This window comes from Variovorax sp. VRV01 (assembly GCF_014852545.1).
Lineage (GTDB): Bacteria > Pseudomonadota > Gammaproteobacteria > Burkholderiales > Burkholderiaceae_C > Variovorax > Variovorax beijingensis_A.
In genome coordinates this window covers 156,062-180,801 of record NZ_JACVBS010000009.1, presented here as the reverse complement: position 1 = coordinate 180,801, position 24,740 = coordinate 156,062, and the positions used below count along the sequence as shown (strand labels likewise).

Genomic DNA, 24,740 nt, shown 5'->3' with positions numbered 1-24,740 from the left:
AAGGAAAATTGCACGGACCTGCCGTTCGAGACAGGCCGCCGCCCCAGCCGTGGATGATAACGTCAGGGCATGAGCGATTCCCTGGTTTCATCCCCCCTTGCCGTACGCCGCGCTTACGTGCTGGCCGGTGCGGCCACGCTGCTGGGCCTTGGCGGCTGCGCGGCCGTGCGTTCCACCGACCGCGCCGAGCCCTATACCAACCAGGAATGGTTGCAGTCCAGCGCCAACCGCATCGCCAACCTCTCCCTGCGCGACAACCTGCAATCGATCCGGCGCGTGCAGACCACGCTCTACCGGCGCAACCCGCGCGAATGGCGCAAGTCGGCAGCCAGCGTCGAGGCGGCTGCCCAGCGCGCCTGGGATGCGGTGCTGACCGGGCCCGCCCTGCCCGAGTTGCGCGGCGCCACCGGCATCGATGCCATCCGCATGGCCTTCGACACCAGCCCGCAAGGCTACCAGGGCGACCGGGTGGCGGCGCTGGTCGTCGGCTGGGCCACGATGCTCAAGCAGGCCAACGGCGACACCTGGGACCAGACCATGCTCGACGGCGTCAATGCCGAGAACAGCTTCCGGGCCGCGCGCAACTTCGAGATATCGCTCTGGCTGATCGCCTCCAAGACCGGCCCCGACGGCCAGCCGCTGCTGCTGGCCACCGAGATCAGCGAGCGCGGACGCAACCTCGTGGCCGACCGCGAACTCTCCAAGGTGGTGGCGCGGCTCGACCTGCTGGCCGCCCAGGCCGACGAGAAATACCGGCGCGCGGCGCTCGATTTCGGCCAGAACTGGGTCATGGGCGTCGTGATGCCGTTTTTCACGCTCATCCCCCGGTAGGGATCGCGGTCAGTCGAGGAAACATATTTCCAAAACTCCGGTTTGCGGTAATATATTTCCGTGAACAAGCAGGAACTCATCACAGCCCTGGCAGCCCGGCGCGAGGCCGCGGGCCTCGGCAACGCAGAAATCGCGCTGCGCTCGGGCCTTACCGAGCGTTCGGTGCGCAACGCGCTGAGCCTGAAGGGAAATCCGCAGCTGTCCTCGCTGCTGGCGCTGGTGGATGCCCTGGGCCTCGAGTTGCAGCTCGCGCCCAAGGGTTTCGGCGAACGTGCGGACACCGAGCCCGGCTATCGCCCGGTGCCCACGCGCATCGGCAATGCCGTCGGCGCTGCGGCTGCGCCGACGGCTCCGGCTTCCGAGCCCCATGCGAGGAAGCGTTCGCCATGAACGTCAAGATCCTCGAGATCTCGCTCGGCACGCGCCGCTTCGGCAAGCTGTTCCAGTACGCCGACCTCTGCCGCTTCGTGGCGGAGCCCGAACTGGTGGCCGCGCCGCCGCCCGAGGTGCTTTCGCTTTCAATGGTGGCCAGCGACCCCTCGGCGCAGGCCGCCCTGTGGAGCGACGTCAAGAACCCGCTCTTCAACGCACAGGGCGGGCAGCTGCCACGCTTCTTCCAGAACCTGCTGCCCGAAGGCGTCCTGCGCAGCCACATCGCGCAATTGCGCGGCTGCCGCGAGAACGATCACTTCGAGTTGCTTGCGGCCTGCGGCGGCGACCTGCCCGGCGCGGTGAGCGCCCGGCCGGTTGCGGTCGACCGCGGCACCTTGCAGCGGCTCATCACACAGGACCAGGACGCGCTCGAGATGTCCGTGGTCGAACTGCCGATGCCGCAGGGCATCTCGGTGTCGGGCGTGCAGCCCAAGCTCGGCCTGCGCCGGCAGGGCGGGCGCTACGTGGCCCGCACCCGCGCCGGCGCGAGCACCCGCGTGATCGCCAAGCTGCCCGTGGCCGGGCGCCCCCACATGCCGCAGCTGGAGATGCTCTCGCTCCAGCTGGCGCGGGCGGCCGGCGTCGAGGTCTGCCACGCTGAACTTGCGCCGCTCTCGGCCATTGCGGCCGAGCACAGCTACGCGCTGCCCGACGAGCCCGACTTCCTTGCCGTCACGCGCTTCGACCGCGAGGGCGCGCGCCGCATCCATTTCGAGGACTTCGCGCAGGTGCTCGCGGTCGACCCGATGCACAAGTACAGCGCCAGCTACCTCGACATGGCACTGGCCATGCGCGCCTTTCCATCGCTCGGCGAGGAAGCGGTGCTCGAACTCGTGCGGCGCCTCGCGGTGAACGACCTGCTCGGCAACCCCGATGCGCATCTGAAGAACTTCGGCGTGCTGTACCCCGACGGCATCGCACCGCGGCTGGCCCCGGCCTACGACATCGTGGCCTATGCCGCGCTTCAGGGTGTCGACGGCCATGCCCTGCCTCTTCTGCCGGCGTCGCCGGGCGAGGCCGCCCCCCGACGCACCGCCCTCTTCACGCCCGCCAACGTGCGCGCCTTCTGTTTCTCGACGGGGCTGCACGAACCGCTGATGCGGCGCGCCGTTGCGGACACGGCGCGGCTCGCGCGCAGCCGCTGGCCCGAAATGATCGAGGCCTCGACGCTGCCGGCCGCCTGGAAAAAACGGCTGCAGCAGCGTTTGCAGGCACATCCCTTGCTGCAGGGCATGGCCAGGCGCGGCAAATAGAAAAACGCGGCCCCTAGAATGATCCGGCCCTTCACTCCTCCACCCTTTCGAGGCAGCAGCAACTCATGAGCTCCATCAATTTCATCGGCGGCGAAAAAGGCGGTGTCGGCAAGTCGGTCACGGCGCGCGTGCTGGCGCAGTACTTCATCGACCACAGCAAGCCTTTCACGGGCTTCGACACCGACCGCTCGCACAGCTCGTTCACGCGCTTCTACGAAGGCTTTGCCTCGCCCATCGTGGTCGACAGCTTCGAGGGCCTGGACACCGTGGTGAACGGCTTCGAGACGAATCCGCAGCAAAGCGTCATCGTCGACCTCGCGGCCCAGACGCTCGCGCCGCTGTCGCGCTGGATCAAGGAATCGGACCTGTTCGACGTGTTCGACGAGCTGGGCGTGGCCGTGAACTTCTGGCACGTGCTGGACGACGGCAAGGACTCCACCGACCTGCTCGGCACGCTGATCGACACCTTCGGCAACCGGCCCAACTACATCGTGGTGCAGAACTACGGCCGCGGCAGCGACTTCGGCATGCTGCTGGCGTCGCAGTCGCTTTCCAAGGCCACCGCGAACGGCGCCCGCGTGATCACGCTGCCGCGCCTGCATGAGGCGAGCATGCGCAAGATCGATGCGCAGAACACCAGTTTCTGGAAGGCCGTGAACGACCGCGAAGGGCCGCATGCGCTCGGCCTGCTGGAGCGCCAGCGCGTGAAGTCCTGGCTGGCGACCGCCTACGCAGCCTTCGACACCCTGCCGCTCTAGCTAGCGCGCCGCGGGCCGGCGAAAAAGCAGCACGAGCAGCAGCACCGCCAGCACCACGAAGGCGATGAACGACCAGTTCGCGAGCGTCAGGCCGAACAGCGACCAGTCGACCTTCGAACAATCGCCGCCGCCGCGGAAGATCATCGGCAGCGCCCGCTTGAGCGGAAAGGTCTCGATCATTCCGTAGAGGTCGCGCCCGCAGGTCACGACCTCGGGCGGGTTCCACTGGAGCCAGCTTTGCGCCGCCGCGGTGTAGGCGCCGCCCGCGGCCGCCACCAGCGCCAGCACGCCGCCCGTTGCCTGCAGGCCGCGGCTCCTGAACACGCCGGCCAGCCCGGTGAAAAGCGCCACCAGCACCAGCGCATAGCGCTGCACGATGCACATGGGGCAAGGCTCGAGCCCGACCACGTGCTGCAGGTAGAGCCCGAAGGCCAGCATCAGGACGCAGGCCAGGCAGACCAGCCCATACGCGCGGCGCGGCGCGCCGAAGTACCAATCGATCAAGGGGAAACCCAATCTTCTTCTACGAACACCCGGGCCTTGCGCGGCGTGGCGACGACCGTGTCGCCCTCGTGCAGGCCCAGTTCACGGAACTGTTGCGCAGGAAGTTGCGCCTCGATGATGGTTCCGGAGCCCGGATTATCTGGATTCGTTTCGGTGGGCTCAAGTTCCAGCCGCGCGATCGGGCCGACCACGATGGCGCGCGACAGGGTGGCGACGATGCCGGTGGCGCCGGCGGTGTAGCGCTCCACCGTGAGATCGTGCGGGCGCACGTAGGCCATGGCCTTGGCGTCGCGCGCGCCGCTGTGTTCGGGCGAGTCCAGGCGCATGCCGTCCAGCTGCACCGCGCCATTGTCGGCCCGGCCGTGGAACAGGTTCACGTCGCCCAGGAAGCCATAGACGAAGGGGCTCGCGGGCTGGTCCCACACCTCTTGCGGCGAGCCGACCTGCTCGATGCGGCCCTTGTTGATGACCACCACGCGGTCGGCCACTTCGAGCGCCTCTTCCTGGTCGTGCGTGACGAAGATCGAGGTGACGTGCAGCTCGTCGTGCAGCCGGCGCAGCCAGCGCCGCAGCTCCTTGCGCACCTTGGCGTCGAGCGCGCCGAAGGGTTCGTCGAGCAGCAGCACCTTGGGTTCCACCGCCAATGCGCGCGCCAATGCGATGCGCTGGCGCTGGCCGCCCGAGAGCTGCGACGGGTAGCGGTCGGCCAGCCAGTCGAGCTGCACCAGCTTGAGCAGGTCGGTCACCTTCTGCTTGATCTGCGCGTCGCTCGGGCGCTCCTTGCGCGGCTTCACGCGCAGGCCGAACGCGACGTTCTCGAACACAGTCATGTGGCGGAACAGCGCGTAGTGCTGGAACACGAAGCCCACTTGCCGCTCGCGCACGTGCACGTCGGTGGTGTCCTCGCCCGAAAAGAGAATGCTGCCGGTGTCGGCCGTCTCCAGCCCCGCGATGATGCGCAGCAGCGTGGTCTTGCCGCAGCCCGAGGGGCCGAGCAGCGCGACGAGTTCGCCCGATTCGACGTCGAGGTTCACGTTGTTCAGTGCGCGGAAGTCGCCGAACTGCTTGCTGATGTTGCGGATTTCGATGCTCATGGTCTTGTTCTTTCTCTCTCAGGCCGCCGAGGGCTCGGGTGGCCGCTCGGGCGGCAGCTCGGCAATGGCCTTCATTTCGCGCTCATGCCGCCATTCGATGACCGACTTGATCACCAGCGTGACCAGCGCCAGGATGGCGAGCAGCGAGGCCACGGCAAAGGCCGCCACCGACTGGTATTCGTTGTAGAGCACTTCCACATGCAGCGGCATGGTGTTGGTCTGGCCGCGGATGTGGCCCGACACCACCGACACCGCCCCGAACTCGCCCATGGCGCGTGCGTTGCACAGGATCACGCCGTACAGCAGGCCCCACTTGATGTTGGGCAGGGTCACGCGCCAGAAGGTCTGCCAGCCGGTCGCGCCGAGCACGATGGCGGCCTGCTCCTCGTCGGTGCCCTGCGCCTGCATCAGCGGCACGAGTTCGCGCGCGATGAACGGGAAGGTCACGAACACCGTCGCCAGCACGATGCCCGGCACCGCGAAGATGATCTTGATGTCGTGCTCCGCGAGCCACGGGCCGAGCCAGCCCTGCGCGCCGAACACCAGCACGTAGATCAGCCCCGCCACCACCGGCGACACCGCGAACGGCAGGTCCACCAGCGTGGTCAGGAAGGCCTTGCCGCGGAACTCGAACTTGGCGATGGCCCAGGCTGCGGCCACGCCGAACACCAGGTTCATCGGCACCGCGATGGCGGCCGTGATCAAGGTGAGGCGAATCGCGCTCCAGGCGTCGGGCTCCTTCAGTGCTTCGAGATAGGCATCGAGGCCCTTGCGCAGCGCTTCCGTCGCCACGGCGGCCAGCGGCAGCACGAGGAACAGGAACATGAACGCGAGCGCAATGCCGATCAGCGTCCAGCGCACCCAGGCCGATTCGGTGGTGCCGGCCTGTGCGCAGCGAATGATCTTGGAAGGCGCACTCATAGCGAACTCTCGATGAGGCTGCGCGAAGGAACACCGCAGAACCGGCTTTGCCGGGCTGCTGGTGTTGCCCCCGGCGAGGGGGTTGGCGAAGCGACACGAAGTGCGCGAAGACTGGGGGAGTGCAACATTCCTAGGCTCCTGCGCGGCGACGCTGCCAGGCCTGCAGGCCGTTGATGACCAGCAGCAGGACGAATGAAAGGACCAGCATCACGAGCGCGACCGCGGTGGCGCCCGCATAGTCGTACTGCTCCAGCTTGCCGATGATGATGAGCGGCGTGATCTCCGAAATCATCGGCATGTTGCCGGCGATGAAGATCACCGAGCCGTACTCGCCGATGGCGCGTGCAAAGGCCATGGCAAAGCCCGTGAGCAGCGCCGGCGCGATCGACGGGAAGATCACCTTCGTGAAGGTCTGCAGCCGCGTCGCGCCCAGCGAGGTGGCGGCTTCCTCGAGTTCCTTCTCGGCGTCTTCCAGCACCGGCTGCACCGTGCGCACCACGAAGGGCAGGCCGATGAAGATCAGCGCAATCACGATGCCCGCCGGCGTGAACGCCAGCTTGATGCCGTGCGGCTCGAGCAATTGCCCGATCCAGCCGTTGCCCGCGAGCAGCGCCGTGAGCGAGATGCCGGCCACCGCCGTGGGCAGCGCGAACGGCAGGTCGACCAGCGCATCGACGATGCGCTTGCCCGGGAACTTGTAGCGCACCAGCACCCAGGCCACGAGCAGGCCGAACACCGCGTTGACCACGGCCGCGATCAGCGAGGCGCCGAAGGTGAGCCGGTACGAGGCCATCACGCGCGGCGCGGTCACGGCCACCCAGAACTGTTCCCAGCTCAGCGTGAAGGTCTTGAAGACCAGCGCCGAGAGCGGGATCAGCACGATCAGGCTCAGGTAGAGAATGGAGAAGCCGAGCGTGATGTGGAAACCGGGCAGCACCCGCTTGGAGCCCCCTGCCCGGTTCACATGCGAAAGCGGCGCTCCCGCGGACGGGAGCGCCGAAGAAACAGCGCCGCTCATTTACTTCGCGCCAGGGGTGTAGAGCTTGTCGAACTGGCCACCGTCGTTGAAGTGCACCTTCTGGGCGTCGCCGAGGCTGCCGAACAGTTCCTGCACCGTGAACAGCTGCAGCGGCTTGAAGGTGGCGGCGTACTTCTTGAGCACGGCCTGCGAGCGCGGGCGCAGCGCGTGCTTGGCGGCAATTTCCTGCGCCTCTTCGGAATAGAGCCAGTCGAGGTAGGCCTTGGCGAGTTCGCCGGTGCCCTTCTTCTTGGTGGTGCGCTCGACCACGGCCACCGGGTTCTCGGCCACGATGCTGATCGACGGATAGACCGAATCGACCTTGCCGGAGCCGAACTCGCGGTCGATCGACACCACTTCGGATTCGAAGGTGATCAGCGCATCGCCGATGTTGCGCTGCAGGAAGGCGGTGGTCGCGTCGCGGCCGCCGCGCGCCAGCACCGGCACGTTCTTGAACAGCTTGCCGACGAACTCGGCCGCCTGGGCGTCGGTGCCGCCCTTCTTCTTGACATAGCCCCAGGCCGCCAGGTAGGCGTAGCGCCCGTTGCCGCCGGTCTTGGGGTTGACGATCACGACCTGCACGCCGGGCTTGACCAGGTCTTCCCAGTCCTTGATGCCCTTGGGGTTGCCGTTGCGCACCAGGAACAGCATGGTCGAGGTGGTGGGCGATGCGTTCTCGGGAAACTTCTTGTTCCAGTCCTTCGCGACCACGCCGGCATTGGCCAGGAAGTCGATGTCGGTGGAGGTGTTCATGGTCACCACGTCGGCATCGAGACCGTCGGCCACCGCGCGCGCCTGGGCGCTCGAGCCGCCATGCGACTGGTCGATCTTCACGTCCTTGCCGGTGGTCTTCTTGTAGTTGGCCACGAACGCCGCGTTGTAGTCCTTGTAGAACTCGCGCGCCACGTCGTACGAGGCGTTCAGCAGCGTGCTGCCCTGCGCGAAGGCGCTGCCGCCGGCGAGTGCGGAAGACGCCAGCGCGAGCACGGCGGCAAAGGTCTTGAATCTGGAAGTCATGTGGTTGCCAAGTTTTCTGAAAATTCACGGCCTGCCGGCCAGGCGGCGGGCTCGTCGGTCAGCGACTGGAGCAAGGCGAGGCCGAGCGGCCAGTCCCCATGCCCCGAATCGATGTTGATATGGCCCGCATTCTGCATGCGGACAAACTCACTGCCCCAGGCGCGGGAATAGGCGCCGGCCAGCCGGATCGGGCAATACGGGTCGTTGCTGCTCGCCACCACGATGCTGCGGTACGGCAGCGCCGCATAGGGCACGGGCGCGAAGTCCGACAGCACGGCCCGGCGCTCCGGATCGGCCGGTGCCACCAGCAGCGCCCCGCGGATGCGCGCCGCCGCCTCGGCCGGCAGGTGCGCCGTGGCAATGCAGCCCAGGCTGTGTGCGGCAATCACCACCGGCCCGGGGCTTTCGAGCACCAGCCTGGCGAGCGTGGCCACCCAGGCCTCGCGCTTGGGCGAAGCCCAGTCGTCCTGCACCACGCGCGCCGCACCCGGAATGCGCTCTTCCCACAGGCTCTGCCAATGGCCGGGCCCGGAGTCGCGCCAGCCGGGCACGATGATCACGGAAGTCTGCATGAAGGCGCTGCCCTGCCCGCTTACTTGTTGGGCTGCGGCGTGATGCGCAGGTAGGGCTTCACGGCCTTGAAGCCCTTGGGGAAGCGCTCGGCCAGTTCGGCCGGGTCCTGGATGCTCGGGATGATGACCACGTCGTCGCCATCCTTCCAGTTCACGGGCGTGGCCACCTTGTGGCTGTCGGTGAGCTGCAGCGAGTCGATCACGCGCAGGATCTCGTCGAAGTTGCGGCCGGTGGATGCCGGGTAGGTGATGGTCGCGCGGATCGCCTTCTTCGGATCGATGATGAACACGCTGCGCACCGTGGCAGTGGCCGATGCGTTCGGGTGGATCAGGTCGTACAGGTCGGCCACCTTGCGGTCATGGTCCGCGATGATCGGGAAGTTGACGGTGGTGTTCTGCGTCTCGTTGATGTCGCCGATCCACTCCTTGTGCCTGGTGGCCGGGTCGACGCTCAGCGCGATCGGCTTCACGCCGCGCTTGGCGAATTCGCCCGACAGCGCCGCGGTCTTGCCGAGCTCGGTGGTGCACACGGGCGTGAAATCGGCCGGGTGCGAGAAGAACACCACCCACGAATCGCCGGCCCACTGGTAGAAGTCGAGGGGGCCTTCGCTGGAGTCCTGGGTGAAATTGGGGGCTGTGTCGCCGAGTCGCAGGGTCGCCATGGTCGCTCCTTGGATGGATGGGAGCCTGGGATTGTGCGAAGCGCAGCTTCAATGCCAAACGAATATCTACTTGTTTGGTTATGGCGTTTTTCGCATAAGAAGCCCCGATCCGCTAATACATGCCCGATTGGCTCCCGCTCATGTGCTCGGTCAGGAAATCGATCAGTTGGCGAACCGCCGGCACCAGGGCCCGCCGCGGCGGGAAAACCATGTGGGCGATCACCGGCGCAGGCCCCCAGCCGGGCAGCACCTGCGCGAGCCGGCCCGCCTCCACGTCGGCGCGGCACATGTAGCCGGGCAGCAGCGTCGCGCCCACGCCTTCGAGCGCGACCAGCTGCAGCGTCGCCAGATCGTCCGCCACGCAGCGTGGCGTATGGACGTGCACGTGAATCTCGCCTTTCGGCCCCTCGAGCCGCCATTCGCTGCGGCCCTCGGCGTTGGCCGACATGGCCGTCGTCGGCAGCCGCGCAAGGTCGTCCGGCGTGCGGACCGGCCCGAGGCGCTGCAACAGCTCCGGCCGGGCCACGAGCACGGCGCGGCTGGTGCCCAGCACCTTGGCCACGAGCGTGGTGCTGTCTTCGATGGCGGGGCGCACGCGCAGCGCGATGTCGATGCCCTCCTCGATCAGGTCCACGGGCCGGTTCATGACGCGCAGGTCGACGCGCACCGCCGGGTAGCGCTCCATGAAGCGCGGCAGCAGCTGTGCAAGCCCGCTGTGGGCGATGGTGATCGGGCAGCTCAGGCGGACCGTGCCGCAGGGCTCGGTGTGCACCTGCGCCACCGCCTCAGTCGCGGCCTGCGCCGCGTCCCGCACGGCGGCCGAATGCCGCAGGAAGGTCTCGCCCGCAGGCGTGAGCGACAGGCGCCGCGTGCTGCGCTGCATCAGCTGCACGCCGAGCCGACCCTCCAGTTCCGCCACACGGCGCGACAGGCGCGACTTGGGAATGCCGAGCGCGCGGCTGGCCGCGGCAAAGCCGCCGCGCTCTGCCACCTCGGCGAAGAAAACCATGTCGTTGAGGTCTTGCATGCGTTCATTGTCCTGCACATGGGACGATGTAGTCAAAATTTGGCTACTTATCATCCACTCGCATCAAAAATAGAATTACGCCATCGCCGGCCACCTTTGAGCGCCGACCTCCACACGAAAGTGATCGACCATGAAGCTGCTCCATATCGACTCCAGCATCCTGAGTGCCAATTCGACCTCCCGCCTCCTCACGGCCGAGATCGTGGCGGCCTGGAAAGCCGCGCATCCCGACACCACCGTCGAGTACCTCGACCTCGCCGCCAACGCCCCCTCGCACTTCGGCGCCGATGCCCTGGGCATCAAGACCGGCGTGCAGGCCCAGCCGACCGAAGCCCAGCAGCGCGAGAACGCGCTCTCGGAACAGCTCGTGAGCCAGTTCCTGGCTTCGGACGTCATCGTGGTGGGCGCACCGCTGTACAACTTCTCGGTGCCGACCCAGCTCAAGGCCTGGATCGACCGGCTCGCGCAGATCGGCCGCACCTTCAAGTACACCGACAAGGGCCCCGTGGGCCTGGCCGGCGGCAAGACCGTGATCGTGGCGTCCAGCCGCGGCGGCATCTACTCGACCACCGAAGGCGGCCAGGCCGCGGAACACCAGGAGAGCTACCTGAAGGTGGTGTTCGGCTTCTTCGGCATCACCGACGTGCGCTTCGTGCGTGCCGAAGGCGTGGCCATGGGCGATGCCACCAAGGCCGCAGCACTGGCCGCGGCACGCGTCGACATCCGGGCGGCAACGGCCGAAGCCGCCAACCAGAAGGACGTGGCGCAGGTGGCCTGAGCCTCGGTTCCACCCCAATGAAAATGCCGCCCCCAGGGGCGGCATTTTCATTGGCGGATTCGGCTGCCTCAGGCGGCCGCGTGGCTCTTGACCCAGGCCACGTACTTGTCCATCCAGCCCTGCAGGAACTTCTTCGTGCCTTCGTTGCCGATGTGGCCCGTGTCATCGAACAGGCCTTCCTTGACCTGAAGGAACGCCTCCGGCTGCCCGAGCGTGGGGACATCGAGGTACGCCAGCACAGTGCGCAAATGCTGCTGCGCCACCGCGGTACCGATGGCGCCTACCGAAATGCCCAGCACGCCCGCCGGCTTGCCAGCCCAGGCGCTCTGGCCATAGGGACGCGAAGCGTGATCGATCGCGTTCTTCAGTACGCCGGGAAACGAACGGTTGTATTCGGGCGTGACGAACAACAGACCCTGGGCGGCCGCGATCTCGGTCTTGAGCCGCTTCACCGAAGGCGCCTGGTTGCCGTCGTCGTCCTGGTTGTACAGGGGCAGGTCGTCGATGCGCAAATGCTCGAACGTGAAGTCAGAGGGCGCGAGGTGCGCCAGCGCAAGGGCCAGCTTCTGGTTGAACGAATCCTTGCGAAGGCTGCCGACGATCACGGCAATTCGGGTCTGGCTCATGGATGAAGCTCCTTTAAAGTGGGGGAAACATGAACGGAAAAGGAATGACCGGGGCGATTATGCGAAGCGCCCAAGACCTTTTCCAGAAAAGCTCTTGGGCCCCGCCCCGGCTTTGCGGCATGCGCAGCAGGCTTGCGCAATCGCGTGCATCATCGCCCGAGACCTTTGATCCCAGGAGCAGTTCACGATGCGATTTCTAGTGGTGGGTGCCGGTGCACTCGGTGGTTATTTCGGCGGCCGGCTGCTGGAGGCAGGACGCGACGTCACCTTTCTGCTGCGAGCGCGACGCGCGGCACAGATCGCGAAGACCGGACTGGTGGTTCAAAGCCCGTTCGGCAACCTGCAACTGCCCTCGCCGCCCCACCTGCTGGCCGAGGACATCAAGGCGCCCTTCGACGTGGTCGTGGTCGGCAGCAAGGCCTACGACCTCGACGCGACCATGGCGTCGTTCGCGCCGGCCGTCGGCCCCGGCACGGTCATTCTTCCCCTGCTCAACGGCATGAGCCACATCGACCGCCTGGCCGAGCGCTTCGGCAGCGAACGCGTGCTCGGCGGCCTGTGCATGATCTCTGCCACGCTGGACGACGAGGGCCGCGTGCTGCACCTCAACGACATGCACGGCCTTGCCTTCGGCGAGCGCGCGGGCGGACGCTCGGCGCGGGTCGATGCCATTGCCGCGCAGTTCGCGGGCGCGAAGTTCGATGCCACGCCGAGCGAGAACATCTCGCAGGACATGTGGGAGAAGTGGGTCTTCATCGCCTCGGCGGCCGGGCTCACGAGCCTGATGCGCGCGTCCATCGGCGACATTGCGAGCGCGGGCGGACAGGACGTGGCGCTCGCGATCTTCGACGAATGCTGCGCCATTGCCGCGCACAACGGCTTCGCGCCGCGCCCGGCCGCCGTCGAGCGCGGCCGCGCCATGATGACGGCGCCGGGCTCCCCTATGACCGCCTCCATGTACAAGGACATCGTGCGCGGCGCACCGATCGAGGCCGACCACATCGTCGGCGACCTGCTCGGCCGCGCGCCTGCCGCCTCTTCTTCCTCGGTGCCTTCGGTGCTGCGCACGGCCTACGTCCACCTGAAGGCCTACGAGGCGCGGCGCGCGCGCGAAGCGGCCTGAGCCTCTCGTCTCGATGAACGACGCCATCGCCTTCCTCCACACGGCGCAGGCCCATGTGCCGACCTTCGAGCGCCTGGCCCGCGAGATCGCGCCCGAACTGGAGGTGCGCCACCTGGTGATGGAGGAACTGCTGCACGAAGCCCGCACCCTAGGCATCGACAACCCGATGCTGGCCGCGCGCGTGCACGAGGCCATGCGCGAGGCGGCATCCGAGGGCGCCGCCGTGGTGGCATGCACCTGCTCGACCATCGGCGGAGTCGCGGAAAAAACCCCGACAGGCGGCGCCTTCGCAGCCCAGCGCATCGACCGCGCGATGGCCGACCGCGCCGTGCGCGCCGGCCCGCGCGTGCTGATTGCAGCGGCGCTCGAAAGCACACTGGAGCCGACCACCGCGCTGGTTCTTTCGGCCGCTGCGCAGGCCGGCGTCGGCGTCCGGCCGAGCACGCTCCTGGTCGCCGGGGCCTGGCCGCACTTCGAGGCCGGCGATACGGCCGGCTACATCGAGATGCTCTCCGGTGCGATCCGAAGCGCCGCCACCGGCGCCGACGTGGTGGTGCTGGCGCAGGCCTCGATGGCCCCCGTTGCGGATGAGCTCGCAGACCTCGGCATCGAGGTGCTCGGCAGCCCCGGCCCGGGCGTGGCGCATGCCGTGGCCACGCTGCGCGCCTCGCGCTCGGCGTGGGCGACCTGAGTCGCTACTCCGACTTGAGGATCGTCTCGCCCTTCAGTGCGCCCATGTCGCGGATGTTGAAGCGGTGCCGCTTCCAGCCAGCCCAGGTGCGGCGCAGGTGGGTGATCGAGATGAAGTAGTAAAGAAACTTGAACATGCCGAGCGCGCGCCACATCGGCGTGCCGCGGTAGATGTCGCCGGCCAGCAGCGACATCAGCCCCTCCTTCACGCGGAACGGATTGCCCGGGTGCATGAACATGTCGCGGATGGTCGGGTTGGTCACGCGGTAGATGAACCACGAATATTCGCGCGGTCCCTTGCGCATCATGGCTTCGAAGCTTTTTCTCACCAGCGCCAGCTCGGCCGGCCGGTCGAGCGCGGTGGCCACCAGCTCGGCGCCGTCGAAGGCGCTGTGCATCGCGAGGTACACGCCCGACGAGAACATCGGGTCGATGAAGGTGAAGGCATCGCCCAGCATCAGGTAGCGGTCGCCCGTGGCGTGCGTGCTCGAGTACGAGAAGTTGCCGGTGGCGTGCACCGCATCGTCCACCAGCGTCGCGTGCTTCAGCCGGTCCACCAGCACCGGGCACAGCGCGATGGTGTCGTAGAAGAACTCCTTCAGCGGCTTGTCGCGCGTCTTCAGGTAGTACGGCCAGCAGACCGCGCCCACGCTGGTGGTGCCGTCGGCCAGCGGAATGAACCAGAACCAGCCGTGCGGGAACCAGCAGATGCTGATGTTGCCTTCCTTCTTGCCCTCCAGCCGCTCGGCGTTGGTGAAGTGGCCGAACAGCGCCGTGCTGTTGTGGTCGGGGTTCTTTTCCTTGCAGCGGAATTTGTTGGCCAGCAACGTGTCGCGTCCCGTGGCATCGACCACGAAGCGGGCGCGCCAGCTGCGCCTGGCACCGTCGTCCATCTCGGCCTGCACCGTGGCGCCATCGGCGTCGAAGGCCACGTCGCGCACCTTGCAGCCTTCGAGCGTCTGCGCGCCGCGCGTGGCGGCATTGCGGAACAGCAGTTCGTCGAGTTCCGAGCGGCGCACCTGCCAGGCGGAATCGAGCGACTTGTCCATGCCTTCGGCAAATTCCACATAGCTGCGGTGCTCGTGCTCCGGCGAGACGAATTCGATGCCGAACTTGGGCATGCCGATTTTGTCAACCTGGTCGCGCACGCCGAGCCTGTCGAACAGCTCGACGTTCCCGGGCAGCAGCGATTCGCCGATGTGAAAGCGCGGGTGATGCGCCTTCTCGAGCAGCACCACCTTGCGGCCCTGCTGCGCGAGCAGCGCGGAAATCGTGGAGCCTGCGGGGCCGCCGCCGATCACGAGCACGTCGCAGGACGCGTCGCCCGCCGGGGGGGCGGAAGAAATGGAGGAAGTGGCTTGAGGCAATGACATGCGAAGGCAAGCTACATAGTTGACAACGGCCAAGCATAGCGCGGCCGAAGCCGCCCGCTCCTCGGTGCCGTTCCTATGGCGCGTTCGCCTTCGGCGCGTTCTGCAGGCTCGCCTGCGTCACGCTCGCGCCCGCGGGCACGTTGTCGGTGATCCACACGTTGCCGCCGATGACGGCGCCTTTCCCCAGCGTCACGCGTCCGAGGATGGTGGCGCCGGCATAGATCACCACGTCGTCTTCCACCACCGGATGGCGCGGCAGGCCCTTCTGCAGGTTGCCGTCGGCATCGGTCGGGAAGCGCTTGGCGCCGAGTGTGACGGCCTGGTACAGGCGCACGCGCTTGCCGATGATCGCCGTCTCGCCGATCACCACGCCCGTGCCGTGGTCCATGAAGAAGCCCGCATCGATCTGCGCACCGGGGTGGATGTCGATGCCGGTCTGCGCATGCGCGAGCTCGGCCACGATGCGCGCCAGGAGCGGCAATTCAAGCTTGTAGAGCTCGTGCGCCAGCCGATGGTGGATCATCGCGAGCACGCCGGGATAGCACAGCAGCACCTCGTCCACGCTGCGCGCCGCCGGGTCGCCCTGGTAGGCGGCGAGCACGTCGGTGTCGAGCAGGCGGCGCAGGCCCGGCAGCGCGTTCGCGAACTGGCGGATGGCCTCGGTGGCGAGGCCTTCGACTTCGCTCGCGGGGCGCGGCTCGTGGCGGGCGTTGTAGTTGAGTTCCAGCCGCGCCTGCACCAGCAGCGCCTGCAGGGCGGTGTTCAGCGTGTGGCCGACGTAGAAATCCTCGCTCTCGTGGCGCAGGTCGGGCGGGCCGAGCCGCATCGGAAACAGCGCGCCCTTGAGCGATTCGATGACCTGCGCCAGCGCATCGCGCGACGGAAACTCGCGCGTGCCGGGCTCGCGCGAGCGGCGCTGCGAATCGCGCCATTCATCGCGCGCGGCGTGCAGCGCGCGGACGATGTCGCCTACTTCGAAATTGGCCATGGCTTCTCTCCGGGCGTTGTGCAGATCACACTGTAGAAGCCCATGGCCGATGTGCCAAGAACTGAAAACCCGGCGCCACGGTGGCACCCGGGTTGTTCGCAAGCCCCGGGATCGTCAAAGCTTCGCGATCGAAACCTCGGTCGACTTCACGAGCGCGACCACGTCGGAGCCCACCTTGAGCTGCAGTTCGTCGACCGAGCGCGTGGTGATGACCGAGGTCACGATGCCCCAGGCGGTTTCGACGTCGACTTCGGAGACGACGTCGCCGCGGATGATCTCGCGGACCTTGCCCTTGAACTGGTTGCGGACGTTGATGGCTTGGATGGACATGGTGTTTCTTTCTCTTTGGGGTTGAAGGAAGGGTTCGGGCAGGAGAAACAAGGGCAAGGCGGTCACCCGGCGGCAGCCAGCGCCTGGTCGAGGTCGGCAACGAGGTCGTCGATGTGCTCGATGCCGACCGACAGGCGCACGGTGTCTTCCGTGACGCCGGCCCGCGCCAGCTCTTCTGGCGAGAGTTGCCGGTGCGTGGTGGAGGCCGGGTGCGTGGCGAGCGAGCGCACGTCGCCGATGTTCACGAGCCGCGTGAAGAGCTTGAGCGCATCGAGGAACTTCGCCCCGCCCTCGCGGCCGGCGCCGATGCCGAAGGTCAGCACGCCGCTGGAGCGGCCGCCGAAGTACTTCTTCGCCAATGCATGGTCGGGGTGGTCTTCGAGCGCCGCGTAGTTGACCCAGTTGACGGCCTTGTGCGTCTTCAGGTGCTGGGCCACCGAAAGCGCATTGCTGCTGATGCGGTCCATGCGCAGCGCCAGCGTCTCGATGCCCTGCAGGATCAGGAAGGCGTTGAACGGCGAGATGGCCGCGCCGGTGTTGCGCAGCGGCACCACGCGCGCACGGCCGATGTAGGCGGCCGGGCCCAGCGCCTCGGTGTAGACCACGCCGTGGTAGCTGACGTCGGGCTCGTTCAGGCGCCGGAAGCGCTGCTTGTGCTCGGCCCACGGGAACTTGCCCGAATCGACGATGGCGCCACCGATGCTGGTGCCGTGGCCGCCCAGGTACTTGGTGAGCGAGTGCACCACGATGTCGGCGCCGTGTTCGATGGGCCGGCTCAGGTACGGCGAAGGCACGGTGTTGTCCACGATCAGCGGCACACCGTGGCGGTGCGCGATCTCGGCGATGGCCGCGATGTCGGTCACGTTGCCGGCCGGGTTGCCGAGCGATTCGACGAACACGGCCTTGGTCCTCTCGTCGAACAGCTTCTCGAAGCTCGCTGGATCGCGGTGGTCCGCGAAGCGCGTGGTGATGCCGAACTGCGGCAGCGTGTGCGCGAACAGGTTGTAGGTGCCGCCGTAGAGCGCGGTGCTGCTGACGATGTTGTCGCCGGCCTCGGCGATGGTCTGGATCGCATAGGTCACGGCCGCCTGGCCCGAGGCCAGCGCGAGCGCCGCAATGCCGCCCTCGAGCGCCGCCACGCGCTGCTCGAGCACGTCCTGTGTCGGGTTGTTGATGCGGGTGTAGATGTTGCCGGGCACCTTCAGGTCGAACAGGTCGGCGCCGTGCTGCGCGCTGTCGAAGGCATAGGCCACCGTCTGATAGATGGGCGGCGCCACGGCGCGCGTGGTCGGCTCGGGCGAATAGCCGGCGTGCACCGACAGGGTTTCGAATTTCCAGTTCTGCGACATGCGGTTGCCTTTTCGTTGTGATTGGATGAACGATGGATTCAGATCGCCCAGCGCAGCGTGTGCGCGGAGGGCTGCAGCCAGCTGGCGTCCGTGGCGGCGGATTCGGCCTCGCCGGGCTTTTGCAGCACGCGGTCGAGAATGCGTTTCTCGATGGCCGCGAACGCCGGGTCGCCCTGCGAGCGCGGCCTGGCAAGCGCAATGTTCTCGTCGAGCGCGATGCGCCCGTCCTCAATCAGGATCACGCGGTCCGCGAGCGCCACGGCCTCCTGCACGTCATGCGTCACCAAGAGCGCGGTGAAGCGGTGGCGCTGCCACAGGTTCTCGATGAGGCGATGCATCTCGATGCGCGTGAGCGCGTCCAGCGCGCCCAGCGGCTCGTCGAGCAACAGCAGGCGCGGGTGATGCACCAGCGCCCGTGCGAGCGCCACCCGCTGGCGCTGGCCGCCCGACAGCCGCGCCGGCCATTCGTTCTCGCGGTCGGCCAGGCCCACCTGCGCGAGCACCTCCTTGCCCCGTGCCTTGGCTTCGTCGGGCAGGCCGAGCGTCACGTTGTCGAGCACCCGGCGCCAGGGCAGGAGGCGCGCTTCCTGGAACATGATCCGGGTGTCGTCGTGCAGGCCGTCGATGGCCTTGCCGTCCGTGAAGAGCCCGCCGGCGCTGGCCTTCTCGAGCCCGGCAACCAGCCGCAGCAGCGTGCTCTTGCCGCAGCCGCTGCGCCCGACGATGGCGATGAACTGCCCCGGCTCGATGGCGAGTTGCGTGTTGCGCAGCACCTCGCGCTCGCCATAGCGCTTGTGCAGGCCGCGCGCCTCCAGGCGAACGCCGCCCGAGATGGCCAGCGGCCGTGTGTCTTTCAGAACGGCATTCATGATGATTTGAGGCCCGGTTGGAAGAGCGCCACGTCGAGCGCGTTGATCTTTCTCGGCAGCAGCTTTTCCGCAAAGAAGGCATCGGCGATGCGCTGCTGTTCGACCAGCGCCTCGGCCACCACCGGGCGCACCGCGTAGCTGCGGCGGGCGTTGGCCTGCTCGATCGTTGCCGCGTCCAGGCCCCAGACGGGCGACAGCAGCGCCGCGGCATCCTTCGGGTTCTGCTTGACCCATCGGCCGGTTTTCTCGAGCTCGGCATAGACCACGCGCAGCACGTCCGGGCGCGCCTTCGAGAACTTGGTGCTGGCGAGGTAGTAGCGCTGGTATGAGGCGATGCCCGTGCCATCGGCCAGCACGCGCACCCTGGCCTGGCGCTGCGCAGCCGCCAGGAATGGATCCCACACGACCCAGGCGTCGATGGCGCCGCGCTCGAAGGCGGCACGGCCGTCGGCCGGTGTCAGGTAGGCAGGATCGATGTCCCTGAAGGACAGGCCGGCCTTCTCCAGCGCCGCGATCAGCAGGTAGTGCGCGCCGGCCGCCTTGGCGAAGCCGACCTTCTTTCCCTTGAGATCGGCCACCGACCTGAGCGGCGAGTCCTCGCGCACGAGAATGGCCTGTGCTGCGGGCGAAGGCGCTTCCTGCGCGACAAAGGTCAGGTCGGCGCCGGCAGCCTGCGCGAACACCGGCACGGTGTCGGCCACGTCGGCACTGATGTCCAGGTTGTCGAGGTTCAGGGCCTCGAGCAGCGGCAGCCCGCTGGTGAACTCGTGCCAGCTCAGCGTGGCGTTGAGCGGGGCAAGCTGCTTCTCGAGCGTGCCCTGCACCTTCAGCAGGGCGATCAGCGTCGAGGACTTCTGGTAGCCGAGCCGCACGGTGACGGGCCGCGCGGCCCCGCCCTGCGCGAACACGGCACCGGCGCCCAGTGCGCCCAGCATGGCGATGGCCGCGCGTCGCGAAATGATGTTCTTCATGCGCCCGGCCCTCACTTCGCCGTCTTTTTCTGATAGCCGGGATGCCAGCGCAGCCACCATTGCTCCAGCCCGCGCGCGAACAGGTCGGCCAGCTTGCCGAGCAGCGCATACAGCAGGATGCCCACCAGCACGATGTCGGTCTGCAGGAATTCGCGGGCGTTCATCGTGAGGTAGCCGATGCCGGCCTGCGCCGAGATGGTTTCGGCCACGATCAGGATCACCCACATCAGCCCCAGCGAAAAGCGCAGGCCCACCAGGATCGACGACAGCGCGCCGGGCAGGATCACCTCGCGGTACAGCTGCCAGCGCGAGAGGCCGTAGGTGCGCCCCATCTCGATCAGCTGCGGATCGACGTTGCGGATGCCGTGGAAGGTGTTGAGGTAGATCGGGAAGAACACCGACACCGAGATCAGGAACAGCTTGGCCGACTCGTCGATGCCGAACCACAGGATCACGAGCGGAATGAGTGCCAGCGCGGGAATGTTGCGCACCATCTGGATGGTCGAGTCGAGCAGCGTCTCGAAGAACTTCACCGAGCCCGTCAAGAGGCCCAGCACCAGCCCCGTTCCGCCGCCGATGGCGAGGCCCGCGAGCGCACGGCCCGCACTCACCTTGACGTGCGTCCAGAGCTCGCCCGATACGGCCAGCGCCCAGGCAGCCTTGACCACGTCCACCGGCGCCGGCAGCACCCGCGTGGAGAGCCAGCCCAGCGACGAAGCGATCTGCCAGAAGACGATCAGTCCCACCGGCACCAGCCACGGCACCAGCCGAACCACCACGCTGGCGCCGAAGGCCTTGAGCGCGCCGCCGGCGTTTTCTTCCGAAGAAGGCGCAACCGCCGGCAGTTCCTGTACTTGTTCCGTCATGAAGTTCCTCAGCTTTGGGAAACGAGGCGCGAAGGCGCATCGAGATTGGCGACCACTTCGCCGAACGGCCCGCTCAGCGATCCGCCCGCGAGCCGTGCCTGTGCCTTGCGCGAGAGCAGCGGGAACACCAGCTCGGCGAAGCGGTAGGCCTCTTCAAGATGCGGGTAGCCCGAGAGAATGAATTTGTCCAGGCCCAGCGCCGCGTATTCCTCGATGCGCGCCGCCACCGTCTGCGGGTCGCCCACCAGCGCGGTGCCCGCGCCGCCGCGCACCAGGCCGACGCCGGCCCAGAGGTTGGGAGAAATCTCGAGCTCGGCGCGCGAGCGCCTCGCGCCGCCTGAATGCAGCGCGGCCATGCGGCGCTGGCCTTCGGAATCCATGCGCGCGAAGGCGGCCTGGGCGCGGATCACGGTCTCGTCGTCGACGCGGCTGATCAGTTCCTCGGCGGCCTTCCATGCGGCGTCGTCGGTCTCGCGCACGATCACGTGCAGCCGGATGCCGAACTCCACCGTGCGGCCCTTGCGCGCGGCGCGGTTGCGCACGTCGGCAATCTTCCTGGCCACCTCGGCGGGCGGCTCACCCCAGGTGAGATAGGCATCGACCTGCTCGGCCGCGAGCTCGTGCGCGGCAGCCGACGAGCCGCCGAACCACACCGGCGGATAGGGTTCCTGCACCGGCGGATAGAGCAGCTTCGCACCCTTCACGCTCAGGTGCCGGCCTTCGTAGTCGAAGGCCTGGCCGCCATGGCTGCGCGCGAGGATCTCGCGCCAGATGCGGATGAACTCGGCCGATTGCTCGTAGCGCGCCGCATGGTCGAGATACACGCCGTCGCCTTCGAGTTCGGCCTGGTCGCCGCCGGTGACCAGGTTCACCAGCAGGCGGCCGCCCGACAGGCGATCGAAGGTCGCGGCCATGCGTGCGGCCAGGCTGGGCTGGTGCAGGCCGGGCCGCACCGCCACCAGGAACTTGAGCTTCTTCGTCGCGCCGATCAGGCTCGAGGCAATCACCCACGGGTCTTCGCACGAGCGGCCGGTGGGAATCAGCACGCCTTCGTAGCCGATGTTGTCGGCCGCGCCCGCGATCTGCTGCAGGTAGGCCAGGTCGATGGGCCGCGCGCCTTCGCTGGTGCCGAGATAGCGGCTGTCGCCATGGGTGGGGAGAAACCAGAATATCTGCATGTCGTCTTTCGGTGGTGCTGCGTCAAATTGCGAAGAAGACGCCGCGCACGCGGGGCAGCGCGCAGCGCGAGCGCGGCAATGCAGTCCGCAGGCGCCGCGGCTCGGCAATGCCCCAGGCGCGCGTGGTCGTGGCGAGCACGCGGGCGGCGCGATGGCGCAAGGCTTCCTGCATCACGCGATGCCCGCCGCAGCGGCCTCGAGCACGCTGATCCTTCGGGGGATCAGCTTCAGGTCGAAAAAGGTGTCGGCGATCTTCTGCTGCTCGGCGAGCACAGCCTTGCTGATGGGACTGGTGCCATAGGCCGCGCGCGCCACCGTCAGTTCGGCCACCGGCTTCGGCAGGCCCCACAGGGCAGCGAACTCAGCGGCAAGATCGTTCCTGTGGGCGGTGCCCCAGACATCGACCTTGTTGATCTCCTCGATCGCGATGGCCAGCACGTCGGCATTCTTTGCGGCGTAGCCGAGCGACGAGAAGTAGTAGCCGCGGTTGCCCACCACACCGGTCGCGTCGGCCAGGACGCGGGCCTCGAGCGATTTTTCGGCGGCGGCAAGGAACGGGTCCCAGATCACCCATGCATCGACCGAACCCTTCTCGAAGGCCGCGCGCGCATCGGCCGGCGGCAGGAAGACGAGGTTCAGGTCGCTGTAGGAAAGGCCATGCTTCTCGAACAGCTTGACGATGAAGTAGTGGACGTTCGAGCCCTTGTTGAGCGCAACCTTCTTTCCCTTCAGCTCGGCCACGGTCCGGATGGCCGAGCCCCTGGGCACCAGCACCGCTTCCGACTGGGGCCGCGGCAGCGTGGTGGCCACGTAGGCCAGCGGCGCGCCCGCGGCCTGCGCGAAGATCGGCGGCGCCTCGCCCACGTCGCCGAAATCGATGGAGCCGACGTTCAGTGCCTCGAGTTGCACTGGGCCGGCGGTGAACTCGGTCCACTTCACGGCCACGCCGAGCGGGGCCAGGCGCTTCTCGAGCGTGCCGCGGCCCTTGAGGATGCTCAGCGCGCCCTTCTGGTGGCCGATGCGCAACTGGCGCGCCGGCGCCTGGGCCAGCGCGGCGAAGGAAGGCACTGCGATGGCGGCGGCGGCACCCTGCAGCAGGCGGCGGCGCGGGAGGGAGAGGAAAGTCATGGGCTGTCCTTTTCGAATGCGGGTGGAGGCGGCCTCAGGCCGAGATGAAGCCGACGATGAGCGCGATGGCGGTCACCACGATCGTGCTGATGGCCAGGTCCCGCAGCGCCTTCCAGATGGAGCGCGGCTGCGTGTCGAGCGCGGAGTCTTCGGTGGCAACGGGGTTCATGGGTAGATTCCTTGTGCAAGAACTTCAGGCAAAGCTGCGCCCTCGCCGCGCAGCGGCGACTTGAAAAAACGGGAACAGGAAATGGGGCTGGCCGGACTCGGGTTCGATCAGGAACCCGTTCTAGACGCTACATCGCACCCTGGAGAAAGGCACGGGCTCGAAGCCATGCGTGGCCGGCAGCTTCAGTCCTTCGGTAGTGAGCACCTCGACGGCTTCGTTGAGCCGCTCAGCCAGGTCGGCATGCACCTGGTAGGCGTTCTCGGGCGTCAGCGTGATCTGCGAATCGGTCGCATAGACACCCGGCAGGATATGGCGCGCCGAGAGCGCATGCAGCACCGGCCGCAATGCGTAGTCGAGCGCGAGCATGTGGTGCGGGCTGCCGCCGGTGGCCAGCGGCAGCACGGTCTTGCCCTTGAGCGCGTTCTGCGCCAGCAGATCGAGAAAAACCTTCAGCAAGCCGCTGTAGGCGGCCTTGTAGACCGGCGTCGCCACCACGACTACGCGCGCATGCGCCACCTGCGCAATCGCACGCTCGATGGCCGGATGGTTCCAGTCGGCCAGGAGCAGCGCCTGAGCCGGCAGTTCGCGGATCGCGAGCCGCTCGACACGCGCGCCGCGCCCGGCCAGCCGTTCGCCCACGGCCTCGAGCAAGGCGGTGGAACGAGAAGGTGCGGAGGGACTGCCGGCAATCAGGAGAACGGACACAGGAGGCTTTCGGTTTTTCTTCGGGAGTGCGCTTCGAGGGAGCGAGGCGAATTACTTCTGCTTGGCGGTGTAGATCTGGTCGAACGAAGCGCCGTCGGCAAAGTGCTCCTTGTCGGCCTTGGCCCAGCCGCCGAAGGCCTGGTCGATGGTCACCAGCGTGAGCTTGGGAAACTGCTTGTCGTATTTGGCCTTGGCCTTCTCCGAGGTCGGGCGGTAGAAGTTGCGGCCCGCAATGTCCTGGCCTTCGTCCGAATACAGGTACTTGAGGTATTCCTCGGCCACCGCACGGGTGCCCTTCTTGTCGACCACCTTGTCGACCACTGCCACGGTGGGCTCGGCCAGGATCGAAATCGACGGCACCACGATCTCGAACTTCTCGGCGCCGAATTCCTTCTGCGCCAGGAAGGCCTCGTTCTCCCAGGCCAGCAGTACGTCGCCCACGCCGCGCTGCACGAAGGTGATGGTCGAACCGCGCGCGCCGGTGTCGAGCACGGGCACGTTCCTGAACAGGCTGCCGATGTATTCCTTGGCCTTGGCGTCGCTGCCGTACTTGCGCTTGGCGAATTCCCAGGCGGCCAGGTAGTTCCAGCGCGCGCCGCCGGAGGTCTTGGGGTTGGGCGTGATCACCTGCACACCGGGCTTGACCAGGTCGTCCCAGTCCTTCAGGCCCTTGGGGTTGCCCTTCTTCACCAGGAACACGATGGTCGAGGTGTAGGGCGCCGAGTTCTGCGGCAGGCGCTTCTGCCAGTCGGCCTTGACGAGCCCGCCGTGCGTGGCGAGCGCGTCGATGTCACCGCCCAGCGCCAGCGTGGCGACGTCGGCATCGATGCCGTCGATGATCGAGCGGGCCTGCTTGCCCGAGCCGCCGTGCGACTGCTTGATGGTCACGTCCTGCCCGGTCTTGCCCTTCCAGTATTTGGCGAACGCGCGGTTGTAGTCGACATAGAGTTCGCGCGTCGGGTCGTACGACACGTTGAGCAGCGTCACGGGCGCCGCGCCCTGCTGCGCGAACGACGGCAATGCCGTCAGGGCCATGGCACCGGCCACGCCGGCACCCAGGGAAAGCTTGATAAAGTCGCGGCGAAGGCTCATGGTGTCTTGCTCAAAAAGGCATATCAATGAAGCTGCGTATTCTCAATACGACATATGGAAACTGGAACGACCGAGTTCTCAGTTCTAAATAGCCAAATCAACTAAGCAACCGCTTTCCCCACCAGAGGCAATCAAAATGGCACGCATGGTTCAGTGCATCAAGCTCGGCAAAGAGGCCGAAGGGCTCGACTTCCCGCCCTATCCCGGGGAACTGGGCAAGCGCCTGTGGGAAAACGTCAGCAAGGAAGCCTGGGCCGCCTGGCTCAAGCAGCAGACCATGCTGGTCAACGAGAACCGGCTGAATCTGGCCGATCTGCGCGCCCGCCAGTACCTGGCCCGGCAGATGGAAAAGCACTTCTTCGGCGAAGGCGCGGACGTCGCGCAGGGCTACGTCCCCCCCTCGAACTGAGCCCGCC

The 24,740-nt window shown here is 67.2% G+C and carries 30 protein-coding genes; 8 read left to right on the top strand and 22 right to left on the bottom strand.

Annotated features, from left to right (window positions below; translation table 11 throughout):
* The first annotated feature begins 69 nt into the window (after window positions 1–69).
* The 4 genes from IB278_RS17885 to IB278_RS17870 all read left to right on the top strand — a co-directional run bounded on the left by IB278_RS17885 (window position 70) and on the right by IB278_RS17870 (window position 3,274).
* Window positions 70–831, top strand: coding sequence for a hypothetical protein (locus IB278_RS17885; RefSeq protein ID WP_192324595.1), 762 nt, complete (start codon window positions 70–72; stop codon window positions 829–831).
* Between the two features lie 60 nt (window positions 832–891).
* Entirely contained in the window at window positions 892–1,221 is a 330-nt protein-coding gene (locus IB278_RS17880; protein WP_192324593.1) for a helix-turn-helix domain-containing protein, read from the top strand.
* Entirely contained in the window at window positions 1,218–2,516 is a 1,299-nt protein-coding gene (locus IB278_RS17875; RefSeq protein ID WP_192324591.1) for a type II toxin-antitoxin system HipA family toxin, read from the top strand. The genes IB278_RS17880 and IB278_RS17875 overlap by 4 nt, the downstream gene beginning before the upstream one ends.
* 65 nt (window positions 2,517–2,581) lie before the next feature.
* Window positions 2,582–3,274 (top strand): mobilization protein, encoded by a 693-nt coding sequence (locus tag IB278_RS17870; protein WP_012748058.1) that lies wholly within the window; start codon window positions 2,582–2,584, stop codon window positions 3,272–3,274.
* Here IB278_RS17870 and IB278_RS17865 read toward each other — a convergent pair whose 3' ends face one another.
* The 8 genes from IB278_RS17865 to IB278_RS17830 form a co-directional block, all read right to left on the bottom strand.
* Complete coding sequence (locus IB278_RS17865) at window positions 3,275–3,778, bottom strand: disulfide bond formation protein B (RefSeq protein WP_145743794.1); 504 nt, start codon at window positions 3,776–3,778, stop codon at window positions 3,275–3,277.
* Window positions 3,775–4,872, bottom strand: coding sequence for a sulfate/molybdate ABC transporter ATP-binding protein (locus IB278_RS17860; protein WP_145743779.1), 1,098 nt, complete (start codon window positions 4,870–4,872; stop codon window positions 3,775–3,777). The genes IB278_RS17865 and IB278_RS17860 overlap by 4 nt, the downstream gene beginning before the upstream one ends.
* An 18-nt stretch (window positions 4,873–4,890) precedes the next feature.
* Entirely contained in the window at window positions 4,891–5,793 is a 903-nt protein-coding gene (cysW, locus tag IB278_RS17855; RefSeq protein WP_192324589.1) for a sulfate ABC transporter permease subunit CysW, read from the bottom strand.
* A 130-nt stretch (window positions 5,794–5,923) separates the two neighbouring features.
* The gene (gene cysT, locus IB278_RS17850) at window positions 5,924–6,811 is read right to left on the bottom strand and encodes a sulfate ABC transporter permease subunit CysT (RefSeq protein ID WP_145743775.1); all 888 of its coding nucleotides are present in this window, start codon (window positions 6,809–6,811) and stop codon (window positions 5,924–5,926) included.
* Entirely contained in the window at window positions 6,812–7,828 is a 1,017-nt protein-coding gene (locus IB278_RS17845) for a sulfate ABC transporter substrate-binding protein (RefSeq protein ID WP_192324587.1), read from the bottom strand.
* Window positions 7,825–8,400, bottom strand: a complete 576-nt coding sequence (locus tag IB278_RS17840; protein ID WP_012748064.1) for an RBBP9/YdeN family alpha/beta hydrolase — start codon at window positions 8,398–8,400, stop codon at window positions 7,825–7,827. Before IB278_RS17840 ends, IB278_RS17845 begins: the two co-directional genes overlap by 4 nt.
* A gap of 20 nt (window positions 8,401–8,420) precedes the next feature.
* Window positions 8,421–9,062 (bottom strand): peroxiredoxin, encoded by a 642-nt coding sequence (locus IB278_RS17835; protein WP_145743771.1) that lies wholly within the window; start codon window positions 9,060–9,062, stop codon window positions 8,421–8,423.
* A gap of 112 nt (window positions 9,063–9,174) precedes the next feature.
* The gene (locus IB278_RS17830) at window positions 9,175–10,089 is read right to left on the bottom strand and encodes a LysR family transcriptional regulator (RefSeq protein WP_192324585.1); all 915 of its coding nucleotides are present in this window, start codon (window positions 10,087–10,089) and stop codon (window positions 9,175–9,177) included.
* 130 nt (window positions 10,090–10,219) lie between these two features.
* On the opposite strand from IB278_RS17830, the gene IB278_RS17825 reads away from it, so the two are divergent.
* Window positions 10,220–10,867 carry an FMN-dependent NADH-azoreductase gene (locus IB278_RS17825; protein WP_192324583.1) on the top strand — a complete coding sequence of 216 codons (648 nt, stop codon included), beginning with the start codon at window positions 10,220–10,222 and terminating at the stop codon, window positions 10,865–10,867.
* Window positions 10,868–10,935: 68 nt separating this feature from the next.
* On the opposite strand, the gene IB278_RS17820 is transcribed toward IB278_RS17825, so the two are convergent.
* Window positions 10,936–11,493, bottom strand: a complete 558-nt coding sequence (locus tag IB278_RS17820; RefSeq protein WP_145743767.1) for an NADPH-dependent FMN reductase — start codon at window positions 11,491–11,493, stop codon at window positions 10,936–10,938.
* 187 nt (window positions 11,494–11,680) lie between these two features.
* Between IB278_RS17820 and panE the strand changes: the two genes are divergently transcribed.
* Both panE and IB278_RS17810 read left to right on the top strand, forming a co-directional pair.
* Window positions 11,681–12,616: a 2-dehydropantoate 2-reductase gene (gene panE / locus IB278_RS17815; protein ID WP_145743765.1), complete on the top strand. Its 936-nt coding sequence runs from the start codon at window positions 11,681–11,683 to the stop codon at window positions 12,614–12,616.
* A 13-nt stretch (window positions 12,617–12,629) separates the two neighbouring features.
* Window positions 12,630–13,307 (top strand): Asp/Glu/hydantoin racemase, encoded by a 678-nt coding sequence (locus IB278_RS17810; RefSeq protein ID WP_145743763.1) that lies wholly within the window; start codon window positions 12,630–12,632, stop codon window positions 13,305–13,307.
* A 4-nt stretch (window positions 13,308–13,311) separates the two neighbouring features.
* Here the strand turns inward: IB278_RS17810 and IB278_RS17805 are convergent, their stop codons facing one another.
* The 13 genes from IB278_RS17805 to IB278_RS17750 all read right to left on the bottom strand — a co-directional run bounded on the left by IB278_RS17805 (window position 13,312) and on the right by IB278_RS17750 (window position 24,324).
* The gene (locus IB278_RS17805; RefSeq protein WP_145743761.1) at window positions 13,312–14,679 is read right to left on the bottom strand and encodes an NAD(P)/FAD-dependent oxidoreductase; all 1,368 of its coding nucleotides are present in this window, start codon (window positions 14,677–14,679) and stop codon (window positions 13,312–13,314) included.
* Between the two features lie 73 nt (window positions 14,680–14,752).
* A complete protein-coding gene (epsC, locus tag IB278_RS17800; protein WP_192324581.1) occupies window positions 14,753–15,667 on the bottom strand; it encodes a serine O-acetyltransferase EpsC in 915 nt (304 codons plus the stop codon).
* A gap of 114 nt (window positions 15,668–15,781) precedes the next feature.
* Window positions 15,782–15,997: a TOBE domain-containing protein gene (locus IB278_RS17795; RefSeq protein ID WP_007829250.1), complete on the bottom strand. Its 216-nt coding sequence runs from the start codon at window positions 15,995–15,997 to the stop codon at window positions 15,782–15,784.
* A 62-nt stretch (window positions 15,998–16,059) separates the two neighbouring features.
* Entirely contained in the window at window positions 16,060–17,346 is a 1,287-nt protein-coding gene (locus IB278_RS17790; protein ID WP_145743757.1) for an O-acetylhomoserine aminocarboxypropyltransferase/cysteine synthase family protein, read from the bottom strand.
* 38 nt (window positions 17,347–17,384) lie between these two features.
* Entirely contained in the window at window positions 17,385–18,215 is an 831-nt protein-coding gene (locus IB278_RS17785; RefSeq protein ID WP_145743755.1) for an ATP-binding cassette domain-containing protein, read from the bottom strand.
* Window positions 18,212–19,186 carry an aliphatic sulfonate ABC transporter substrate-binding protein gene (locus IB278_RS17780; RefSeq protein WP_145743753.1) on the bottom strand — a complete coding sequence of 325 codons (975 nt, stop codon included), beginning with the start codon at window positions 19,184–19,186 and terminating at the stop codon, window positions 18,212–18,214. Before IB278_RS17780 ends, IB278_RS17785 begins: the two co-directional genes overlap by 4 nt.
* Window positions 19,187–19,197: 11 nt before the next feature.
* The gene (gene ssuC, locus IB278_RS17775) at window positions 19,198–20,052 is read right to left on the bottom strand and encodes an aliphatic sulfonate ABC transporter permease SsuC (RefSeq protein WP_145743751.1); all 855 of its coding nucleotides are present in this window, start codon (window positions 20,050–20,052) and stop codon (window positions 19,198–19,200) included.
* Window positions 20,053–20,060: 8 nt separating this feature from the next.
* Window positions 20,061–21,230: an FMNH2-dependent alkanesulfonate monooxygenase gene (gene ssuD / locus IB278_RS17770; protein ID WP_192324579.1), complete on the bottom strand. Its 1,170-nt coding sequence runs from the start codon at window positions 21,228–21,230 to the stop codon at window positions 20,061–20,063.
* Between the two features lie 22 nt (window positions 21,231–21,252).
* A complete protein-coding gene (locus IB278_RS17765; protein WP_186454174.1) occupies window positions 21,253–21,402 on the bottom strand; it encodes a hypothetical protein in 150 nt (49 codons plus the stop codon).
* Window positions 21,402–22,358 (bottom strand): sulfonate ABC transporter substrate-binding protein, encoded by a 957-nt coding sequence (locus tag IB278_RS17760; protein WP_192324577.1) that lies wholly within the window; start codon window positions 22,356–22,358, stop codon window positions 21,402–21,404. The genes IB278_RS17765 and IB278_RS17760 overlap by 1 nt, the downstream gene beginning before the upstream one ends.
* A 34-nt stretch (window positions 22,359–22,392) precedes the next feature.
* Complete coding sequence (locus tag IB278_RS34080) at window positions 22,393–22,527, bottom strand: hypothetical protein (protein ID WP_261380295.1); 135 nt, start codon at window positions 22,525–22,527, stop codon at window positions 22,393–22,395.
* Window positions 22,528–22,647: 120 nt separating this feature from the next.
* On the bottom strand, window positions 22,648–23,232 hold the full coding sequence (ssuE, locus tag IB278_RS17755) for an NADPH-dependent FMN reductase (RefSeq protein ID WP_192324575.1): 585 nt from the start codon (window positions 23,230–23,232) through the stop codon (window positions 22,648–22,650).
* Window positions 23,233–23,283: 51 nt separating this feature from the next.
* The gene (locus IB278_RS17750; protein WP_145743743.1) at window positions 23,284–24,324 is read right to left on the bottom strand and encodes a sulfate ABC transporter substrate-binding protein; all 1,041 of its coding nucleotides are present in this window, start codon (window positions 24,322–24,324) and stop codon (window positions 23,284–23,286) included.
* Window positions 24,325–24,460: 136 nt separating this feature from the next.
* Here IB278_RS17750 and IB278_RS17745 point away from each other — a divergent pair, with 136 nt between their 5' ends.
* Window positions 24,461–24,733: an oxidative damage protection protein gene (locus IB278_RS17745; protein ID WP_012748083.1), complete on the top strand. Its 273-nt coding sequence runs from the start codon at window positions 24,461–24,463 to the stop codon at window positions 24,731–24,733.
* The last annotated feature ends 7 nt before the right edge of the window (window positions 24,734–24,740 follow it).

Excerpts from the sequence above, each read along its gene's own strand:
- IB278_RS17885 (WP_192324595.1), top strand. The coding sequence starts at position 70 with ATGAGCGATTCCCTGGTTTCATCCCCCCTTGCCGTACGCCGCGCTTAC.
- IB278_RS17875 (WP_192324591.1), top strand. The coding sequence starts at position 1,218 with ATGAACGTCAAGATCCTCGAGATCTCGCTCGGCACGCGCCGCTTCGGC.
- IB278_RS17870 (WP_012748058.1), top strand. The coding sequence starts at position 2,582 with ATGAGCTCCATCAATTTCATCGGCGGCGAAAAAGGCGGTGTCGGCAAG.
- IB278_RS17860 (WP_145743779.1), bottom strand. The coding sequence starts at position 4,872 with ATGAGCATCGAAATCCGCAACATCAGCAAGCAGTTCGGCGACTTCCGC.
- cysW (WP_192324589.1), bottom strand. The coding sequence starts at position 5,793 with ATGAGTGCGCCTTCCAAGATCATTCGCTGCGCACAGGCCGGCACCACC.
- cysT (WP_145743775.1), bottom strand. The coding sequence starts at position 6,811 with ATGAGCGGCGCTGTTTCTTCGGCGCTCCCGTCCGCGGGAGCGCCGCTT.
- IB278_RS17845 (WP_192324587.1), bottom strand. The coding sequence starts at position 7,828 with ATGACTTCCAGATTCAAGACCTTTGCCGCCGTGCTCGCGCTGGCGTCT.
- IB278_RS17840 (WP_012748064.1), bottom strand. The coding sequence starts at position 8,400 with ATGCAGACTTCCGTGATCATCGTGCCCGGCTGGCGCGACTCCGGGCCC.
- IB278_RS17835 (WP_145743771.1), bottom strand. The coding sequence starts at position 9,062 with ATGGCGACCCTGCGACTCGGCGACACAGCCCCCAATTTCACCCAGGAC.
- IB278_RS17830 (WP_192324585.1), bottom strand. The coding sequence starts at position 10,089 with ATGCAAGACCTCAACGACATGGTTTTCTTCGCCGAGGTGGCAGAGCGC.
- IB278_RS17825 (WP_192324583.1), top strand. The coding sequence starts at position 10,220 with ATGAAGCTGCTCCATATCGACTCCAGCATCCTGAGTGCCAATTCGACC.
- IB278_RS17820 (WP_145743767.1), bottom strand. The coding sequence starts at position 11,493 with ATGAGCCAGACCCGAATTGCCGTGATCGTCGGCAGCCTTCGCAAGGAT.
- panE (WP_145743765.1), top strand. The coding sequence starts at position 11,681 with ATGCGATTTCTAGTGGTGGGTGCCGGTGCACTCGGTGGTTATTTCGGC.
- IB278_RS17810 (WP_145743763.1), top strand. The coding sequence starts at position 12,630 with ATGAACGACGCCATCGCCTTCCTCCACACGGCGCAGGCCCATGTGCCG.
- IB278_RS17805 (WP_145743761.1), bottom strand. The coding sequence starts at position 14,679 with ATGTCATTGCCTCAAGCCACTTCCTCCATTTCTTCCGCCCCCCCGGCG.
- epsC (WP_192324581.1), bottom strand. The coding sequence starts at position 15,667 with ATGGCCAATTTCGAAGTAGGCGACATCGTCCGCGCGCTGCACGCCGCG.
- IB278_RS17795 (WP_007829250.1), bottom strand. The coding sequence starts at position 15,997 with ATGTCCATCCAAGCCATCAACGTCCGCAACCAGTTCAAGGGCAAGGTC.
- IB278_RS17790 (WP_145743757.1), bottom strand. The coding sequence starts at position 17,346 with ATGTCGCAGAACTGGAAATTCGAAACCCTGTCGGTGCACGCCGGCTAT.
- IB278_RS17785 (WP_145743755.1), bottom strand. The coding sequence starts at position 18,215 with ATGAATGCCGTTCTGAAAGACACACGGCCGCTGGCCATCTCGGGCGGC.
- IB278_RS17780 (WP_145743753.1), bottom strand. The coding sequence starts at position 19,186 with ATGAAGAACATCATTTCGCGACGCGCGGCCATCGCCATGCTGGGCGCA.
- ssuC (WP_145743751.1), bottom strand. The coding sequence starts at position 20,052 with ATGACGGAACAAGTACAGGAACTGCCGGCGGTTGCGCCTTCTTCGGAA.
- ssuD (WP_192324579.1), bottom strand. The coding sequence starts at position 21,230 with ATGCAGATATTCTGGTTTCTCCCCACCCATGGCGACAGCCGCTATCTC.
- IB278_RS17765 (WP_186454174.1), bottom strand. The coding sequence starts at position 21,402 with ATGCAGGAAGCCTTGCGCCATCGCGCCGCCCGCGTGCTCGCCACGACC.
- IB278_RS17760 (WP_192324577.1), bottom strand. The coding sequence starts at position 22,358 with ATGACTTTCCTCTCCCTCCCGCGCCGCCGCCTGCTGCAGGGTGCCGCC.
- IB278_RS34080 (WP_261380295.1), bottom strand. The coding sequence starts at position 22,527 with ATGAACCCCGTTGCCACCGAAGACTCCGCGCTCGACACGCAGCCGCGC.
- IB278_RS17750 (WP_145743743.1), bottom strand. The coding sequence starts at position 24,324 with ATGAGCCTTCGCCGCGACTTTATCAAGCTTTCCCTGGGTGCCGGCGTG.
- IB278_RS17745 (WP_012748083.1), top strand. The coding sequence starts at position 24,461 with ATGGCACGCATGGTTCAGTGCATCAAGCTCGGCAAAGAGGCCGAAGGG.